Raw genomic sequence first — 16,310 nt, forward strand, 5'->3', positions numbered from 1 at the left:
CAGGCAGATGAAATCGCAGGCATAAAAAAGGGAGGCCTTGCGGCCTCCCCTCGGTAATTGTCGTCCGTGCTCGGCGCTTGTGACACCGGCTCACCTCGCGCCGTCTTCTGGACAGTGCGTAGCCCGGGGGCCTGACGGATCCTGTTGGATGGCCGGCCGCGACCGCCCGTCTGGGGCGCGTCGCCGTGGACTGATGTCCGGGCAGTGATTCTGGTGATAAAGATAGGCCGGATGGTGCGGCAGGGGATTGCGAAGATTGCTCTGATAAATAGCACTTGCGCAATTTTTCACCCTGGATTGATAATTCGCCGCAATCCGAACAGAAAAGGCCTTTTCCATGAGCAAGCTCGACCGCTACGACCTGAGCATCCTCGCCGAATTGCAGCGTGACGCACGCATCTCCAACCAGGAGCTGGCGGAGCGCATCGGCCTGTCCCCCTCCCCTTGCTCGCGTCGGGTCAAGCAACTCGAAGACGATGGCTACATCTCGCGCCAGGTGGCGCTGCTGGACCGCAAGAAGCTCGGCCTGAGCCTGACGGCCTATGTACTGATCGGCATGGACCGCCACACCCCCGAACGCTTCGAGACCTTCGAGGCAGCGATCCGCAGCCTGCCGCAGGTACTCGAATGCAGCCTGGTCACCGGAATGGACGCCGACTACCAGCTCAAGGTGGTGGTGCCGGACATGGACCACTACCAGAAACTGCTGCTGGGCAGCCTGACCCGCATCGAAGGCGTGACCAGCGTGCGCTCCAGCTTCGTGCTCAACCAGGTGCTGGCCAGCACCGAGCTGCCCTTGACCCATCTGCGTTGAATCCCCCGACGCAGGGCGTATGATCGGGTGCTCAGCCTGCCTGGAGTGAACTGATGGATCCCGCCGTATTCGAAGAGTGGATGATGATTGTCCTGGTCACCGTGTTGATCGCTTTCATGGGCTTCATCGTCTGGGACCTGGCGAAGAAGTCCAAGGCGGGGCGCTTCGGCACCCTGATCCTGTTCTTCGTACTCGGCCTGGGGGTGCTGGCGTTCATCATCAAGAGCGTGGTGGTGGGGTTCCTCGAAGGCGTCTAGAACCCGTTCGCCGGCAAGCCGGTTCCTACCCTATTAGGAGCCGGTTTGCCGGCGAAGCGCGCACGGTCACAGCTTCGCCGCCACTTCCCGCCAGCACCCCTGCTCCAGCCCCTCGATCGTCCAGTCGCCGATGCGCACCCGCACCAGGCGCAAGGTCGGCAACCCCACCGCCGCCGTCATCCGCCGCACCTGGCGATTTCGCCCTTCACGAATCACCAATTCCAGCCAGGCCGTCGGCACGCTCTTGCGAAAGCGTACCGGTGGATTGCGCGGCCAAAGTTCGGGCTCCTCGAGCAAACGCGCCTCGGCCGGAAGCGTCGGCCCGTCATTGAGCTCGACCCCCGTGCGCAGACGTTGCAGTTGTTCTTCGCTCGGATCACCTTCGACCTGCACCCAGTAGGTCTTGGCCAGCTTGTGCTTGGGATCGGCGATGCGCGCCTGCAGGCGGCCATCGTTGGTCAGCAGCAGCAACCCTTCGCTATCGCGATCCAAACGCCCGGCCGGGTAGATGCCTGGGATATCGATGTAGTCCTTGAGCGTGGCGCGCCCCTCACCGTCGCTGAACTGCGTCAGCACGTCGAACGGTTTGTTGAACAGGATCAGTCGGGGTTCGGCCGGCGGCGCCTTGGGCTCGCGACGCGGGCCGGAAGGCCGCGCCGTCGGGCGGCGCGGTTTGTTGCGGGGTGGCAGGGACATGGATCCTCAGCGGAACGGCGGCTCATCGAAGCTGCGCAGTTTACGCGAGTGCAGCGAGTTGAGCTCGGTGCGCAGCAGGTCGAGGGCGGCGATGCCGATCTTCAGGTGCTGGCTGACCGCGCGGTTGTAGAACGCGTTGGCCGAACCCGGCAGCTTGATCTCACTGTGCAGCGGCTTGTCGGACACGCACAGCAAGGTGCCGTAGGGCACACGCAGGCGGTAGCCCTGGGCGGCGATGGTGCCGCTCTCCATGTCCACGGCCACGGCGCGGGACAAGTTGATCAGCGGCCGCTCCTGGGCCCAGCGCAACTCCCAGTTGCGGTCGTCGTAGGTGAGCACGGTGCCGGTGCGCAGGCGCTTCTTCAACTGGTCGCCACGCTCGCCGGTGACCTGCGCCGCCGCCTCCTGCAGGGCCAGTTGCACTTCGGCCAGGGCCGGGATCGGGATGTTTGGCGGCACCACACGGTCGAGGATGCCGTCACGGCGCATGTAGGCGTGGGCCAGCACGTAGTCGCCGATGGTCTGCGACTGGCGCAGGCCACCGCAGTGGCCGATCATCAGCCAGCAATGCGGGCGCAGCACGGCCAGGTGGTCGGTGATGTTCTTGGCGTTGGAAGGGCCGACACCGATGTTGACCAGGGTGATGCCATCGCCATCGGCGGCGATCAGGTGGTAGGCCGGCATCTGGTAGCGGTGCCAGACCACGCTGGCGACCAGGGCCTGGGCCTCGCCGTGGTCCATGCCTTTGTCGATGATCACGTTGCCCGGCAACACCATGCGCACGAAGCGCGGGTCCTCGCGCAGCTGCTCCAGGCCGTGGCCGATGAACTGGTCGACATAACGATGGTAGTTGGTGAGCAGGATCCACGGCTGCATGTGCCGCCAGTCGCTGCCGGTGTAGTGCACCAGGCGGCGCAGGGAAAAGTCCACGCGGGCCGCGTCGAACAGCGCCAGCGGCAGCGTGTCGGCGCCTTCCCAATCGCACAGGCCGTCGGCGATGTTATCGGTGGCCGCCGACAGGTCGGTGCTGGGGAACACCCGCGCCAGTTGCGCGGCGGTGATGCCGCTGCCAGCCAGTTCGTCGCCCTGGTCGACCACGTAGGGGTATGGGATGTTCTGTTCGCTGACACCCACTTCCACGCTCACGGTGTAGTCGTGCATCAACGGGCGCAGTTGCTCCAGCAGGTAGCTGCGGAAGGCCGCGGGCTGGGTGACGGTGACGCTGTAGGTGCCGGCCACCTGGACCTTGGCATAGGCGCGGGTGGTGGCGGCGACTTCGCCCAGGCTGTGGTAGGTGAGGCGCAGGGCCGGGTAGCGGAACAACGCGCGCTCGGCCTCGGTCGGTTCGGTGCGGTCCTTGAGGTAGCGCTTGAGGGCCTGGCTCAAGGCCCCGGTGGCCTGTTCATGCAAGGCCGCCAGACGGTCGACGGCCTGTTCGGGGGGAGCAACGACTGCAAACGCTTGGCTCACGCTGGGCTTCCTGTCTTATGGACATGCATGCCAGCCATCTTGCCTGCGTTCACGGGCAAATACACCCCCGGATGTCGGCCGCACGCCGTTCCCATAGGAGCCGGCTTGCCGGCGAAGCAGGCGACGCGTTAACCCGAGGGTTCGCTGGCAAGCCGGCGCCTACGGGCACTCAAGTCGGCGTCGCACGCGCCACCAGTGCCGCAGTGTCCACCCCTCGCGGCAAGGCGCCATAGGCCCGGCCACTTCCGCTCAATCGGCTGCCGATGAACGCATCGCTGACCGTCGCATTACCCGCCTCGAGCAGCAGCTTGGCCTGCAACGCCAGGGCAATGTCCTCGGTCAGCTGGCGCGCGCGGTACTGGCTATCGCCGGTGTCGGCGAAGGCGCCTTTCAAGTTGCCGATGAACGCCGCCAACCGCGCGTCGCCATGGCCATCCCCCAGTTCAGTGAACAGCGCATCGAGCACGCCAGGCTCCTTGGACAAAGCACGCAGCACGTCCAGGCACTGCACGTTGCCCGAGCCCTCCCAAGTGGAGTTGACCGGCGCCTCGCGGTACAGCCGCGGCAGGATACTGTCCTCGACATAACCGGCACCACCCAGGCACTCGGCGGCTTCGTTGATCATTCCCGGCGCCCGCTTGCAGATCCAGTACTTGCCCACCGCCGTCATCAAGCGTGAGAAGTGCGCCTGCTGCGGATCGTCCAACTGGTCCAGCGCCTGGCCCATGCGCAGGCTCAGGGCCAGCGCGGCCTCACTCTCCAACGCCAGGTCGGCGAGCACGTTCTGCATCAGGGGCTGCTCGTTGAGCACACGGCCACCGACCTTGCGATACGCGCAATGATGCGCCGCCTGGGTCAGGGCCTGGCGCATCAGCGCACTGGAGCCGACCATGCAGTCGAAGCGGGTCATGGCCACCATCTCGATGATGGTCGGCACGCCCCGGCCCTCTTCGCCCACCATCCACGCCAAGGCACCACGGAACTCCACTTCGCTGGAGGCGTTGGAGCAATTGCCGAGTTTGTTCTTCAAGCGTTGGATATAGAACTGGTTGCGCTGGTCGTCGGGGCGGTGGCGCGGCAAAAGGAAGCAACTCAGGCCCTTGTCGGTCTGGGCCAAAGTCAGGAAGGCGTCGCACATCGGTGCGGAACAGAACCACTTGTGCCCCACCAGTTCGTAAGGCTGGCCCGGACCCGGCGCGCCCACCGGGTAGGCGCGGGTGGTGTTGGCACGCACATCGGTGCCGCCCTGTTTCTCGGTCATGGCCATACCAAGGGTGACACCGGCCTTGTGCCGGTCGCCGATGTTGCGCGGGTCGTACTCCCGGGCAAGGATCTTCGGCAGCCAGTACCCGGCCAGCTCCGGCTGCAACCGCAGCGCCGGCACGGCGGCGAAGGTCATGGTCAGCGGGCAGCCGGTGCCAGCCTCGGCCTGGCTGTGCAGGTAGGTCATCGAAGCACGCGCCACGTGGGCGCCTGCGCGCGGCTCGGCCCAGGGCAGGGACGGCAGGCCATGCTCGACAGCCGTGCGCATCAGCTCGTGATAAGCAGGATGAAACTCCACCAGGTCGACGCGGTGGCCATAACGGTCGTGGCTGCTGAACTCCGGCTTGTGGGCATTGGCGAGAAAACCTGCGGCCATCAGCGGGCCACCAGCCAGGGCACCGTAGGCGTCGATGCGCGCCTCGGCCCAGCCGGCGCCAAAGCGCCGCGACCACTCCTGGAGCGGCAGGTCGAGGCGGTAGAGATTGGCACCGTCCAGCGAGGGCGGCTGGTTGGTGACTTCGTGGGTTTCAGCGAACTGGTGCAGGTTCATCGGGGTCTCCTGGTTCCGGTCGTGCCTGAAAGCCCCAGTGAAGCACCACTGCCCGGTGAGTCAAAGTGACAAAACGGACGACTAGGGGGGCACTTCGCCGGCGTGCCGGCGAACGGTTGCCCTCAGAAGCGGCTCAGGCCAGAGGCCACCCGGGTCGGCGGCAGTTGCACCTGCGCCACTGCCAGCGTCAGGCTCAATTCGAAACGGCTGCCCAACCCCGGCGTGGACTCATGGGACAACTTGGCATCGATCAGCTCGCCCAACTGTCGGCAGATCGAAAGGCCGACCCCCAGCCCGCCGTAGCGTCGGGTCATCGACCCGTCCACCTGAGCGAACCGCTGGTACAGCACCGCCTGGTCCAGGTCGTCGAAACCGATGCCGCTGTCGCTGATGGTAATGCTCAAGGCCAGGCTGTCCGGACCAGTGCGGCGGCCCCGCACCTGCACGGTGACGCCCCCCTGGTGGGTGAATTTCAAGCCGTTGTCCACCAGGCAGGCCACGCAGCGAGCGAGCTTCTGCGCATCGCCTACCAGGCTGTCGGGCAGGTCGGCCGGAACATCCAGGCTCAGGTACAGGCCTTTGGCCAAGGCCTGGCTGGCATAACCGGCACGCAACTCCTGCATCAAGCGCCGCAGGCTGAACGGCCCATTCTGGTTGCGCAGGTGGCCGGCCTGCAGCTCGGTGAGGATGAGAATGTCGTCGACCATCGCCATCATGTCCTGGGCGGAGCCAGTGGCGGTGCGATGGTACTGGGCCTGCTCCGCGCTCATGGGCAGGGTGTGCAGCAGCTCGAGCGAGCCGATAACACCGTTCATCGGCGTGCGCAGCTCGTGGGTCACGGTGGCCAGGAACTCATCCTTGAGCCGATTGCTGCGGGCCAGTTGCAGGTTCATCTGCTCCAGGGTGCGGCCAGTCTCGCGCAGGGTCTGGGCCTGCTGCTCGCGCAGGCTGTTGATACGGTCAGCCAGGGCCAGCGACAGCAGCGCCACCTCCAGCGCCGAGCCCAACTGGCTGGCGTACATGGTGATGAACAGGTTCGGCAGGTAGCCCAGCACCATCAGGGTGTTCACCAGCCCCCCCAGCAGGAAGGCGGTCCAGGCGATGATGAACCAGCGCGCCACCCGCAGCCCACGCCACCAGGCATACAGCCCGGCGCTGAAAATGCTCACGGTGAACAGCAGCGCCAGCAGCGTGGCCATGCGCAGCGCCACGCCGTAGCGCAGGGCCAGCGCCAGCACCATGACCAGAGCGCCGCCGGCCATCAGCATCATCAGCAGGCGATCGAAACCTCGGCTCAAGCGCCCCAGTTGCAGGAAGTGACGGGCGAACTGGCAACCGAACAGACCGGCGGCACCAATGAAGAACGGGGTGGCGGCATTGGCCCACCAGGGGCTGTCCGGCCAGAAATAGGCGATACCGGCGCCATTGACCGACACCTGATAGAGCCCGAACGAGGCAATGTACAGGATGTAATAGAGGTAGCTGACATCGCGCACGCTGAGGTAGATGAACAGGTTGTAGGCCAGCATCACCAGCAGCACGCCGTAGATCATCCCCAGCACGTACAGGCGGGTGGGCTGGTCTTCGAGGTAGGCTTCGGCCGACCAGAGGGTCAGCGGCGCCTGGATCGAGCCCTGGCTGTGCAGGCGCAGATAGGCGGTGGTCGACTGGCCGGGGTGCATGGGCAGTTCGAACAAGTAGTTGTTCTGGCGGATCTGGCGGCTGGCGTAAGGCAGGGCGTCACCGGTGCGCTGGGCCAGGTGATAGCTCCCTTGCTCATCCGGCAGATAGAGTTCGAGATGGTCCAGGGGCGGATAGGCCAGCTCCAGCAGCCACTGACGCGGCGCGGCGGAGGGCGGGGCGGCGTAGTGGAGGTCGATGCGCAGCCAGAACACCGAGGTCGAATAACCGGCATTCAACACCTCGTCCTGATGCTGCACGAACTGGCGGGCAAAAGCGGGAGCGCTGACCTGGGCAATCGTGGCGTTGCCGTCGTGGTCCTCGTAGACCAGCATGGAACGGCCCAGCGGCAGACGACCGGTGCTGCCGTCGAATTCGACCGCTCCGGCGAGCAAGGGCAAGCAGCCCAGAAGCACAATCAGCAAATAGCGCATACAGCCCCAGCATGGCCTGTCCAGTCGCGTCGCGGTTGCCTCCTTTCCCTTTGAGACGACGTGATCCGGCAGAACCCGTTTATCGAGTTATCCGAGCACTCTAGCATAGCTTTCCGGCATGGCCAGAGGCCACTGCGAATTTGCATACAGAAGCTCTAGCATGCATCTTTCAGAGACTCTCACAATTGCATCCTGACCACTTGATCAGCAAATCTTGCGCAGCGACCGATCCGCGCAAAAAGGTTTGGTGATAAGCTCGCCGACCATGAATACCTACAGCTCCCGCCCCGTTGTCCTCTGTCTGTCCGGCCACGACCCCAGTGGTGGCGCCGGCCTGCAGGCAGATATCGAAGCCCTGCTCGCCCAGGGCTGTCACGCCGCGCCTGCCGTGACCGCCCTGACCGTGCAGGATACCGTCAACGTTTCCGACTTCCGCGTGCTCGACCGCGAGTGGGTGCTGGCCCAGGCCAACGCCGTGCTGGCCGACTCCACGGTGGCCGCGGTCAAGCTGGGTATGCTCGGTTCGATCGAGATGGTCGATACCGTCGCCGAACTGCTGGCCGCGCATCCGCACCTGCCGCTGGTCTGCGACCCGGTGCTGCGCGCCGGCGGCGGCGGTCGCCTGGGCAAGGACGAGGTCGGCTACGCCCTGCGCGAACGCCTGCTACCCCTGGCCACCATCGCCACGCCCAACCTGCCGGAAGCGCGCATCCTCGCGGAACTGCCGGAAGGCACGGCGGACGAATGCGCCGAAAAACTGCTGCCGTTCTGTAGACACCTGCTGATCACCGGCGGTCACGGCGACGAGGACGAAATTCACAACCGCCTGTACAGCCGCAACGGCCAGCCACACACCTGGACCTGCCAGCGCCTGCCGGGCAGCTACCACGGCTCGGGCTGCACCCTGGCCAGCGCCCTGGCCGGTCGCCTGGCCCTCGGCGAGCAGCTGGAAAGCGCCGTGCGCAGTGCCCTGGACTACACCTGGCGCACCCTGCGTGACGCCGAGCAACTGGGCAAGGGCCAGTACGTGCCGCGCCGCCTGCCCCTGGATTTCTGCTCCTGACACGAGGCTACCCGATGACGCTCCGCGGTCTGTATGCCATCACCGACAGCCAGCTGCTTGCCGGCCGTTTTCTATCCCACGTGGAAGCGGCGCTGGAAGGCGGCGTGTGCCTGCTGCAGTACCGCGACAAGGGCGACGACGCGGCCCGCCGCCTGCGCGAGGCCGAGGCGCTGCTGAAACTGTGCGAGCGCTACGGCACGCAACTGATCATCAATGATGACGCCGAACTGGCCGCGCGCCTGGGGGGCGGCGTGCACCTGGGCCAGACCGACGGCCCGCTGACCCCGGCCCGTGCGCTGCTCGGCCGCCAGGCGATCATCGGCTCCACCTGCCACGCCAGCCTCGAGCTGGCACAGCAAGCGGCCAGCGAAGGCGCCAGCTACGTCGCCTTCGGCCGCTTCTTCAATTCCGTCACCAAGCCGGGGGCCCCGGCCGCCAGCCTCGACCTGCTGGGCCAGGCCCGCGCCCGCGTGAAACTGCCGATCGCAGTGATCGGCGGCATCACCCTCGACAACGCCGCACCGCTGGTCGCCCATGGCGCCGACCTGCTGGCGGTGATCCACGGCCTGTTCGGTGCCGACAGCGCGCAGGAAGTCACCCGCCGCGCCCGCGCCTTCAACGCCCTGTTCGCCTCCTGATTTCGAGAGAAGATCCCATGTCCCGTTCCGAAGCCCTGTTCGCCCAAGCCCAGAAGCACATCCCCGGCGGCGTCAACTCGCCCGTGCGCGCCTTCAAGAGCGTTGGCGGCACCCCGCTGTTCTTCAAGCACGCCGAAGGCGCCTATGTCGTCGACGAGGATGACAAGCGCTACGTCGACTACGTCGGCTCCTGGGGCCCTATGATCCTTGGCCACGGCCACCCGGACGTGCTGGACGCCGTGCGCCGACAGCTGGAACACGGCCTGTCGTACGGTGCGCCGACCGCCATGGAAACCGAGATGGCCGACCTAGTCTGCTCGATCGTGCCGTCGATGGAGATGGTGCGCATGGTCAGCTCCGGCACCGAAGCCACCATGAGCGCCATCCGCCTGGCCCGTGGCTACACCGGTCGCGACGCGATCATCAAGTTCGAGGGGTGCTACCACGGCCACTCCGACAGCCTGCTGGTCAAGGCCGGTTCCGGCCTGCTGACACAAGGCGTACCGAGCTCGGCCGGCGTGCCCGCCGACTTCGCCAAGCACACCCTGACACTGCCGTTCAACGACATCGCCGCGGTCGAAAAGACCCTCGCCGAAGTCGGCCAGACCGTGGCCTGCATCATCGTCGAGCCAGTGGCCGGCAACATGAACTGCGTGCCACCGGCGCCAGGCTTCCTCGAAGGCCTGCGCGCGCAGTGCGACAAGCATGGCGTGGTGCTGATCTTCGATGAAGTGATGACCGGTTTCCGCGTGTCGCTGGGCGGCGCCCAGGGCCACTACGGCATCACCCCGGACCTGTCGACCTTCGGCAAGATCGTCGGTGGCGGCATGCCGGTTGGCTGCTTCGGTGGCAAGCGCGAGATCATGGGCTGCATCGCCCCGCTGGGCCCGGTCTACCAGGCCGGCACCTTGTCGGGCAACCCGCTGGCCATGGCCGCCGGCCTGACCACCCTGAAGCTGATCAGCCGCCCTGGCTTCCACGACGAACTGACGGCCTTCACCAGCAGCATGCTCGACGGCCTGCAGCAACGCGCCGATGCCGCAGGCGTACCGTTCGTCACCACGCAAGCGGGTGCCATGTTCGGCCTGTACTTCAGCGGCGCCGACGACATTGTCACCTTCGACGACGTGATGGCCAGCGACGCGGAACGCTTCAAGCGTTTCTTCCACCTGATGCTTGAAGGTGGCGTGTACCTGGCCCCCAGCGCCTTCGAGGCCGGTTTCACCTCCATCGCCCATGGCGACAAGGAGCTGCAGATCACCCTGGATGCGGCCGAGCGCGCCTTCGCCAAGCTCAAGTGATCCGAGCCAGTTCGCCGGCAAGCCGGCTCCTACAGCCCCCCGTAGGAGCCGGTTTGCCGGCGAACAACCCGCAAAGCGTGACACCGCTCACAAACCCAAGCTGAAGCTTCGCCTTCCCTGACGACGCAGAAATTCGAGTAAATCTTTGTAAGGTTGGCGCTGCTTATCCCATAATGTGCCACCAGAGATATTGGCCGCAGCTTTGCAGAGGTAAGTCGATCCCCATGAACCGCACCGGCCGCGCCCTGACCTTGGGCTGCCTGTTGCTACTTCAGCCCCTGCTGGCCCTGGCGGAGGGCGGTAACTCGTTGCTGATTCCGGCGGCGGGCCGCTGCACCCTCAATACAGCGCCCGAAGAGCTGGAGAGCGCCCTGAAGGCCTGCGAGCGGACGGCGGAATCCGGGGATGCCGAGGCGCAGTACGAACTGGGCGAGTTCTACTACAGTGGCACGCCACGTCACCTCGACTTCGCCCTCAAATGGTTCGAGAAGGCCTCGCTGCAGGGCCAGGCCCAGGCGCAGTACCGTCTAGGTTCGATGTTCTTCCATGGCGAAGGGGTCAAGGCCAACAACGTGCAGGCCTACATCCTGCTGAAGATGGCCGCGGTCAACGGGGCGGAGGACGCCCTGGACATGGCCGACGAAGTCACCGAGCAAATGCCCCGCGACGAACTCGAGCACGCCACTCAGGTGCTCGGCCAGATCTTCCGCAAATACCTGCTCGAATTGCAGAACGCCGAAGGGCGCACGCCCTTTTCACCTCTGCCGTGACCTGCGCTCTGCAACTCAGCGCAATCCCCAACATCATCGAACCGTCAACTTGCCCTGTCACAATCAGCAAGCGAATCGGAGCAATCGCCCCCACCCTTGATCGTTTCAGTGCTTTCGCCACTGCCATTCAAGGGTTATTCTTGAGTTCACATCCATCGCCGTCGAGCGGCTAGAAACGACCTTGAACGCACCCATAGAACCCCATCGTTTCATCCTCGAACCTTTCGAGGCCCACCGTTTCGCCAACCTGTGCGGCCAGTTCGACGAGCACCTGCGCCTGATCGAACAACGCCTGGCCATCGAGATCCGCAACCGCGGCAATCAATTCGAACTGATCGGCGAACCCAAGACCACTTCCGCAGCTGAACAGCTGTTGCGCCGTCTCTACCGAGAAACAAAGGCCAGCGATCTGTCGCCGGAAACCGTCCACCTCTATCTCCAGGAGTCGGCCGTCGAACACATCGACAATCCCGCCGTCAACGAGGTCAGCGTCTCGCTGCGCACACGCAAGGGCAACATTCGCCCGCGCGGGCTCAACCAGCAGCGCTACGTCAAGGAAATCCTGGCCAACGATATCAACTTCGGCATCGGCCCGGCCGGTACCGGCAAGACGTACCTGGCGGTCGCCTGCGCCGTCGACGCCCTGGAGCGCGAACAGGTGCGGCGCATCCTGCTGGTGCGCCCGGCGGTCGAGGCCGGCGAAAAGCTCGGCTTCCTGCCCGGCGACCTCGCCCAGAAGATCGACCCGTACCTGCGCCCGCTGTACGACGCGCTCTACGAGATGCTTGGCTTCGAACACGTGGCCAAGCTGATCGAGCGCCAGGTGATCGAGATCGCCCCATTGGCCTACATGCGCGGCCGCACGCTCAACAACAGCTTCATCATCCTCGACGAAAGCCAGAACACCACCCTCGAACAGATGAAGATGTTCCTCACCCGCATCGGCTTCGGCTCGACCGCGGTGATCACTGGCGACATCACCCAGGTCGACCTGCCCCGTGGCACCAAGTCGGGCCTGGCCCACGTGATCGAGGTGCTCAAGGACGTGCCAGGCATCAGCTTCACCCATTTCCAACCCAAGGACGTGGTACGCCACCCGCTGGTGCAGCGTATCGTCGAAGCCTACGACCGCTTCGAAGCCCGCCAGTCGAAGCCCGAGGCAACCGGCAAAGATGCTTGAACTCGACCTGCAACGGGCCACGGACGCCGCTGCCCCCGATGACGCCGCCTTCCGCAGCTGGTGCGAGCTGGCCTTGCGTCAGCGCACAGCCGACTCAGAGATGACCATCCGCCTGGTCGACGAGACTGAAGGCCGCGAGCTGAACCACACTTACCGGCACAAGGACTACGCGACGAACGTGTTGTCCTTCCCCGCCGACGTTCCCGACGACCTGCTCGACATCCCGCTGCTGGGCGACCTGGTGATCTGCGTGCCGGTGGTCGAGCGCGAGGCCCGGGAGCAGGGCAAGTCGCTCGAAGCGCATTGGGCGCACCTGGTCATCCATGGCTGCCTGCACCTGCTCGGCTACGACCACATCGAAGACGATGAGGCCGAGGAGATGGAGGCACTGGAACGAGAATTGCTGGCCGAACTGGGTCATCCAGACCCATACGCCGACGACGAAACCGATTCACCCACACACTGAACACTGCAAGGATCACGAGTAACCGCCATGAGCGAAGATCGATCGAGCAACGGGCAAAAGTCCTGGCTGGGTAAACTGACCCAGGCTTTTGCCCATGAGCCGAAAAACCGCCAGGAGCTCCTCGAGCTGCTGCGCGAAGCCCATCAGAACAAGCTGCTCGACAGCGAAGCGCTGACCATCGTCGAGGGTGCCATCCAGGTCGCCGACCTGCAGGTGCGCGACATCATGGTGCCGCGCTCGCAGATGATCAGCATCAAGGCCAGCCAGTCGCCACGCGAGTTCCTGCCGGCGGTGATCGACGCCGCGCACTCGCGCTACCCGGTGATCGGCGAGAGCCACGACGATGTGCTCGGCATCCTGCTCGCCAAGGACCTGCTGCCACTCATCCTCAAAGAGAACGGTGACAGTTTCAACATCAAGGACCTGCTGCGCCCGGCCACCTTCGTACCCGAATCGAAGCGCCTGAACGTGCTGCTGCGCGAGTTCCGCGCCAACCACAACCACATGGCCATCGTCATCGACGAATACGGCGGCGTGGCGGGGCTGGTGACCATCGAAGACGTGCTCGAGCAAATCGTTGGCGACATCGAGGACGAACACGATGTCGAGGAAGACAGCTACATCAAGCCATTGCCCAGCGGCGACTTCCTGATCAAGGCACTCACGCCCATCGAGAACTTCAATGCGTTCTTCGACAGCACATTCTCCGATGACGAGTTCGACACCGTCGGCGGCCTGGTCATGAGTGCCTTCGGCCACCTGCCCAAGCGTAACGAAACCACCGAGATCGGCAGCTACCGCTTCCGTGTTCTCAATGCCGACAGTCGCCGGATACACTTGCTGCGCCTGACACCGATCACCCGCTAAGGAACGACATGCGCTGGATCACCCGCCCCGGCTGGCCCGGTAACCTGCTGGCCTTGGCGGCCGGCGCCTCCACCCTCCTGGCCCTGGCGCCCTTCGACATCTGGCCGCTGGCCCTGCTGTCCCTGGCGCTGTTCTATGCCGGCCTGCGCGAGCTGAGCCCGCGCCAGGCGCTGGGCCGTGGCTGGTGTTTCGGCTTTGGCCTTTACGGCGCCGGCACCTGGTGGATCTACGTCAGCATGAACACCTACGGCGGCGCCTCGCCGCTGCTGGCAATCGCCCTGCTGGTGGCGTTCTTCGCCTGCCTGGCGTTCTTCTTCGCCCTGCCCGCCTGGCTTTGGGCGCGCTGGCTGCGCCGCGACGAGGCGCCATTGGCTGACACCTTGTGCTTCGCCGCCCTGTGGCTGTTGCAGGAGGCCTTCCGCGGCTGGTTCCTTACCGGTTTCCCCTGGCTCTATGCCGGTTACAGCCAGCTCGACGGCCCACTGGCCGGCCTTGCCCCGCTGGGTGGCGTCTGGCTGATCTCCTTCGCCCTGGCGTTGACCGCCGCCCTGCTGTGTAACCTCCATCGCCTGCGCGAACGCCGTTCGTTCCTGGCTGTGGGCGTGCTGTTACTGGTGGCGCCATGGGTCATCGGCCTGGCCCTCAAGGATCATGCCTGGACCAAGCCAGCGGGCGACCCGCTGAAAGTCGCCGCCCTGCAGGGCAATGTGGAACAGGACCTGAAGTGGGACCCAGCCCACGTCAATGCACAACTGGCGCTGTACCGCGACATGAGCTTCAGCTCGAGGCCAGTCGACCTGCTGGTGTGGCCGGAAACCGCGGTCCCCGTGCTCAAGGACCAGGCCCAGGGCTACATCGACATGATGGGGGGCTTTGCCGCCGACCGTCATTCGGCGCTGATCACCGGCGTGCCGGTGCGCCAGGAAGTACACCACCAACGTCGCTACTTCAACGGCGTCACCGTGACCGGCGAAGGCGACGGCACCTACCTCAAGCAGAAGCTGGTGCCGTTTGGCGAGTACGTGCCGTTGCAGGACATGCTGCGCGGGCTGATCGAGTTCTTCAACTTGCCGATGTCGGACTTCGCCCGGGGCCCCGAGGACCAGCCACTGCTTCAGGCCAAGGGTTACCAGATCGCGCCGTACATCTGCTACGAAGTGGTTTACCCGGAGTTCGCCGCCAGCCTGGCGGCGCGCAGCGACCTGCTGCTGACCATCAGCAACGACACCTGGTTCGGTACCTCGATCGGTCCGCTACAGCACCTGCAGATGGCCCAGATGCGTGCGCTGGAGGCCGGTCGCTGGATGATCCGCGCCACCAACAACGGCGTGACCGCGCTGATCGACCCGTTTGGCCGAATCACCGCGCAAGTGCCGCAGTTCCAGCGGGCTGTGTTGTATGGCGAGGTGGTGCCGATGCAGCAACTGACGCCTTACCTGCAATGGCGCTCATGGCCGCTGGCGATCGTCTGCGCATTGCTGCTGGGTTGGGCGTTGCTGGCGGGGCGAATCGCCAAGACCGTCTGACCGACAACGCCCCTGTAGGAGCGACTTTAGCCGCTCCTAACAGAGGCCGCTGATCCCTGCGCGATCTCCTGCAGGGATCGCACACGCCAGGCTTCAATAGAACAACCGATATCCCAGCAACCCCACCGCCTCGTTCAGCAACTGCCCGCTCTGCCACATCGCCCGCCCTTCTGGCAGCAATCCGCTGAATGGCCGCGCATGTTCCTGCCCAAGGAAGCCCACCGGTGCCGGAACCACTTCAAACCCCGCTCGCTCGAAACTCCAGCGCGAGCGCTGCATATGCCAGGCCTGGGTCACCACCACCACACGACGAATACCCAACGGCTGCAGCAGCTTCGCCGTGAAGTCGGCATTCTCCCAGGTAGTACGGCTGGCCTCTTCCTTCCAGGCGACCTTCACCCCGAAATCGGCCTCCAGGCGATCAGCCATCAACTGCGCCTCGCTGGGTGGCGTGCCGTAGTGCAAACCGCCACTGGTCAACACCGGCAACCCTGAAACCTTGGCCAATTGGGCAGCAAAGCGCATGCGCTCCAGGGCGACATAGGTCGGCTGGTCCGAGCCGCCCCAGGCCGGATCACCCCGCTCGCGCCCAGCCCCGAGGATCACGATGGCATCAGCCTGCGTCGCCAGGTTTTTCCAGCTGGCCACCTCAAGCGGCGGTTCGGTCTCCAACACCCGCGCCGCCTGCTCCACCACCAGCGGCAGGCTCATCAGCCACAGCCCACCCAAGCCAACGGTGAAGCAGAAGGCCGCCAGGCGCGGACGTCGCCGTCGCCACCACCAGGCGGCCAGCAGCAGGAGCAGGAGCAGGCCCGGGGGCATCAACCATTGTTTGATGAAAAAGCGAATCGGCATGACATACCTCCATGGAAGGCATGCAGCCTAAGAGGATCGGCGCCGGGCCTCAAGGGCGACCGGCACCGATCGGAGTGTGTGTATCGAAGAACCGGCGCGTTGCCCTGCGCCTGCAACCCTGAACGGCTATCGGGACGGCAGCGTCCTGGATCTGGCTGGAGCGGTTGAACGCTTTCTATCCTTGAGCCAGATGATCCTGGCCGTGGACTGTTCCGGCTGCGTATACGCACCGGCGCTGGCATGACGGCCTTCCGGGAGGGATTCCAAGTAGGCCTTGATAACCTCGAACTCGGCGTGGCTCAGACCACGTAGTTCCAGTTCGGCGGGCATCTCATCGCGCAATCGTACCGATGTCCTGGCAATTTCCAGTGCCAGGCCCAGGCGGTCGATCAGGCGCTCGTACAGCTCCGGTTTGTTTGCAGGTAGTTGCGACTCTCCCATCCGTTCACCTCATTGAAGGTAAGAATTTCTCCCCCCACA

16 protein-coding genes are annotated in these 16,310 nt (G+C 65.0%); 10 read left to right on the top strand and 6 right to left on the bottom strand.

Features of this window, described 5'->3' with window-relative positions; all coding sequences use genetic code 11:
* The first annotated feature begins 337 nt into the window (after positions 1–337).
* Together IM733_RS15995 and IM733_RS16000 are read left to right on the top strand one after the other, a co-directional pair.
* The gene (locus IM733_RS15995; RefSeq protein WP_011535815.1) at positions 338–814 is read left to right on the top strand and encodes an Lrp/AsnC family transcriptional regulator; all 477 of its coding nucleotides are present in this window, start codon (positions 338–340) and stop codon (positions 812–814) included.
* A 53-nt stretch (positions 815–867) separates the two neighbouring features.
* Positions 868–1,071 (top strand): DUF2788 domain-containing protein, encoded by a 204-nt coding sequence (locus tag IM733_RS16000; RefSeq protein WP_011535816.1) that lies wholly within the window; start codon positions 868–870, stop codon positions 1,069–1,071.
* A 66-nt stretch (positions 1,072–1,137) separates the two neighbouring features.
* Here IM733_RS16000 and IM733_RS16005 read toward each other — a convergent pair whose 3' ends face one another.
* The 4 genes from IM733_RS16005 to IM733_RS16020 form a co-directional block, all read right to left on the bottom strand.
* Positions 1,138–1,767 (bottom strand): pseudouridine synthase, encoded by a 630-nt coding sequence (locus tag IM733_RS16005; protein ID WP_248917549.1) that lies wholly within the window; start codon positions 1,765–1,767, stop codon positions 1,138–1,140.
* Between the two features lie 6 nt (positions 1,768–1,773).
* On the bottom strand, positions 1,774–3,237 hold the full coding sequence (gene amn / locus IM733_RS16010) for an AMP nucleosidase (protein ID WP_248917550.1): 1,464 nt from the start codon (positions 3,235–3,237) through the stop codon (positions 1,774–1,776).
* 169 nt (positions 3,238–3,406) lie between these two features.
* Entirely contained in the window at positions 3,407–5,050 is a 1,644-nt protein-coding gene (locus IM733_RS16015) for an acyl-CoA dehydrogenase family protein (protein WP_248917551.1), read from the bottom strand.
* 122 nt (positions 5,051–5,172) lie between these two features.
* Positions 5,173–7,164 (bottom strand): sensor histidine kinase, encoded by a 1,992-nt coding sequence (locus tag IM733_RS16020; RefSeq protein WP_248917552.1) that lies wholly within the window; start codon positions 7,162–7,164, stop codon positions 5,173–5,175.
* A 265-nt stretch (positions 7,165–7,429) separates the two neighbouring features.
* Between IM733_RS16020 and IM733_RS16025 the strand changes: the two genes are divergently transcribed.
* The 8 genes from IM733_RS16025 to lnt all read left to right on the top strand — a co-directional run bounded on the left by IM733_RS16025 (position 7,430) and on the right by lnt (position 14,975).
* Entirely contained in the window at positions 7,430–8,227 is a 798-nt protein-coding gene (locus IM733_RS16025) for a hydroxymethylpyrimidine/phosphomethylpyrimidine kinase (RefSeq protein ID WP_248917553.1), read from the top strand.
* 14 nt (positions 8,228–8,241) lie between these two features.
* The gene (gene thiE, locus IM733_RS16030) at positions 8,242–8,865 is read left to right on the top strand and encodes a thiamine phosphate synthase (protein ID WP_248917554.1); all 624 of its coding nucleotides are present in this window, start codon (positions 8,242–8,244) and stop codon (positions 8,863–8,865) included.
* A 17-nt stretch (positions 8,866–8,882) separates the two neighbouring features.
* Positions 8,883–10,166, top strand: a complete 1,284-nt coding sequence (gene hemL / locus IM733_RS16035) for a glutamate-1-semialdehyde 2,1-aminomutase (RefSeq protein ID WP_248917555.1) — start codon at positions 8,883–8,885, stop codon at positions 10,164–10,166.
* A gap of 224 nt (positions 10,167–10,390) precedes the next feature.
* Complete coding sequence (locus IM733_RS16040; RefSeq protein WP_248917556.1) at positions 10,391–10,936, top strand: tetratricopeptide repeat protein; 546 nt, start codon at positions 10,391–10,393, stop codon at positions 10,934–10,936.
* Positions 10,937–11,117: 181 nt separating this feature from the next.
* Positions 11,118–12,116, top strand: coding sequence for a PhoH family protein (locus IM733_RS16045; protein ID WP_248917557.1), 999 nt, complete (start codon positions 11,118–11,120; stop codon positions 12,114–12,116).
* Positions 12,109–12,582 (top strand): rRNA maturation RNase YbeY, encoded by a 474-nt coding sequence (gene ybeY, locus IM733_RS16050; RefSeq protein ID WP_248917558.1) that lies wholly within the window; start codon positions 12,109–12,111, stop codon positions 12,580–12,582. The genes IM733_RS16045 and ybeY overlap by 8 nt, the downstream gene beginning before the upstream one ends.
* Positions 12,583–12,609: 27 nt before the next feature.
* On the top strand, positions 12,610–13,449 hold the full coding sequence (locus IM733_RS16055; RefSeq protein ID WP_011535827.1) for an HlyC/CorC family transporter: 840 nt from the start codon (positions 12,610–12,612) through the stop codon (positions 13,447–13,449).
* A gap of 8 nt (positions 13,450–13,457) precedes the next feature.
* Positions 13,458–14,975 carry an apolipoprotein N-acyltransferase gene (gene lnt, locus IM733_RS16060; protein WP_248917559.1) on the top strand — a complete coding sequence of 506 codons (1,518 nt, stop codon included), beginning with the start codon at positions 13,458–13,460 and terminating at the stop codon, positions 14,973–14,975.
* A gap of 93 nt (positions 14,976–15,068) precedes the next feature.
* Here the strand turns inward: lnt and IM733_RS16065 are convergent, their stop codons facing one another.
* Positions 15,069–15,830: a YdcF family protein gene (locus IM733_RS16065; RefSeq protein ID WP_248917560.1), complete on the bottom strand. Its 762-nt coding sequence runs from the start codon at positions 15,828–15,830 to the stop codon at positions 15,069–15,071.
* Between the two features lie 126 nt (positions 15,831–15,956).
* The gene (locus IM733_RS16070; protein WP_213658433.1) at positions 15,957–16,271 is read right to left on the bottom strand and encodes a hypothetical protein; all 315 of its coding nucleotides are present in this window, start codon (positions 16,269–16,271) and stop codon (positions 15,957–15,959) included.
* Positions 16,272–16,310 lie beyond the last annotated feature (39 nt).

It is taken from the genome of Pseudomonas entomophila, from assembly GCF_023277925.1.
GTDB lineage: Bacteria > Pseudomonadota > Gammaproteobacteria > Pseudomonadales > Pseudomonadaceae > Aquipseudomonas > Aquipseudomonas entomophila_D.

Coding starts and splice junctions, on each gene's coding strand:
- IM733_RS15995 (WP_011535815.1), top strand. CDS start 338: ATGAGCAAGCTCGACCGCTACGACCTGAGCATCCTCGCCGAATTGCAG.
- IM733_RS16000 (WP_011535816.1), top strand. CDS start 868: ATGGATCCCGCCGTATTCGAAGAGTGGATGATGATTGTCCTGGTCACC.
- IM733_RS16005 (WP_248917549.1), bottom strand. CDS start 1,767: ATGTCCCTGCCACCCCGCAACAAACCGCGCCGCCCGACGGCGCGGCCT.
- IM733_RS16015 (WP_248917551.1), bottom strand. CDS start 5,050: ATGAACCTGCACCAGTTCGCTGAAACCCACGAAGTCACCAACCAGCCG.
- IM733_RS16020 (WP_248917552.1), bottom strand. CDS start 7,164: ATGCGCTATTTGCTGATTGTGCTTCTGGGCTGCTTGCCCTTGCTCGCC.
- IM733_RS16025 (WP_248917553.1), top strand. CDS start 7,430: ATGAATACCTACAGCTCCCGCCCCGTTGTCCTCTGTCTGTCCGGCCAC.
- thiE (WP_248917554.1), top strand. CDS start 8,242: ATGACGCTCCGCGGTCTGTATGCCATCACCGACAGCCAGCTGCTTGCC.
- hemL (WP_248917555.1), top strand. CDS start 8,883: ATGTCCCGTTCCGAAGCCCTGTTCGCCCAAGCCCAGAAGCACATCCCC.
- IM733_RS16040 (WP_248917556.1), top strand. CDS start 10,391: ATGAACCGCACCGGCCGCGCCCTGACCTTGGGCTGCCTGTTGCTACTT.
- ybeY (WP_248917558.1), top strand. CDS start 12,109: ATGCTTGAACTCGACCTGCAACGGGCCACGGACGCCGCTGCCCCCGAT.
- IM733_RS16055 (WP_011535827.1), top strand. CDS start 12,610: ATGAGCGAAGATCGATCGAGCAACGGGCAAAAGTCCTGGCTGGGTAAA.
- lnt (WP_248917559.1), top strand. CDS start 13,458: ATGCGCTGGATCACCCGCCCCGGCTGGCCCGGTAACCTGCTGGCCTTG.
- IM733_RS16065 (WP_248917560.1), bottom strand. CDS start 15,830: ATGCCGATTCGCTTTTTCATCAAACAATGGTTGATGCCCCCGGGCCTG.
- IM733_RS16070 (WP_213658433.1), bottom strand. CDS start 16,271: ATGGGAGAGTCGCAACTACCTGCAAACAAACCGGAGCTGTACGAGCGC.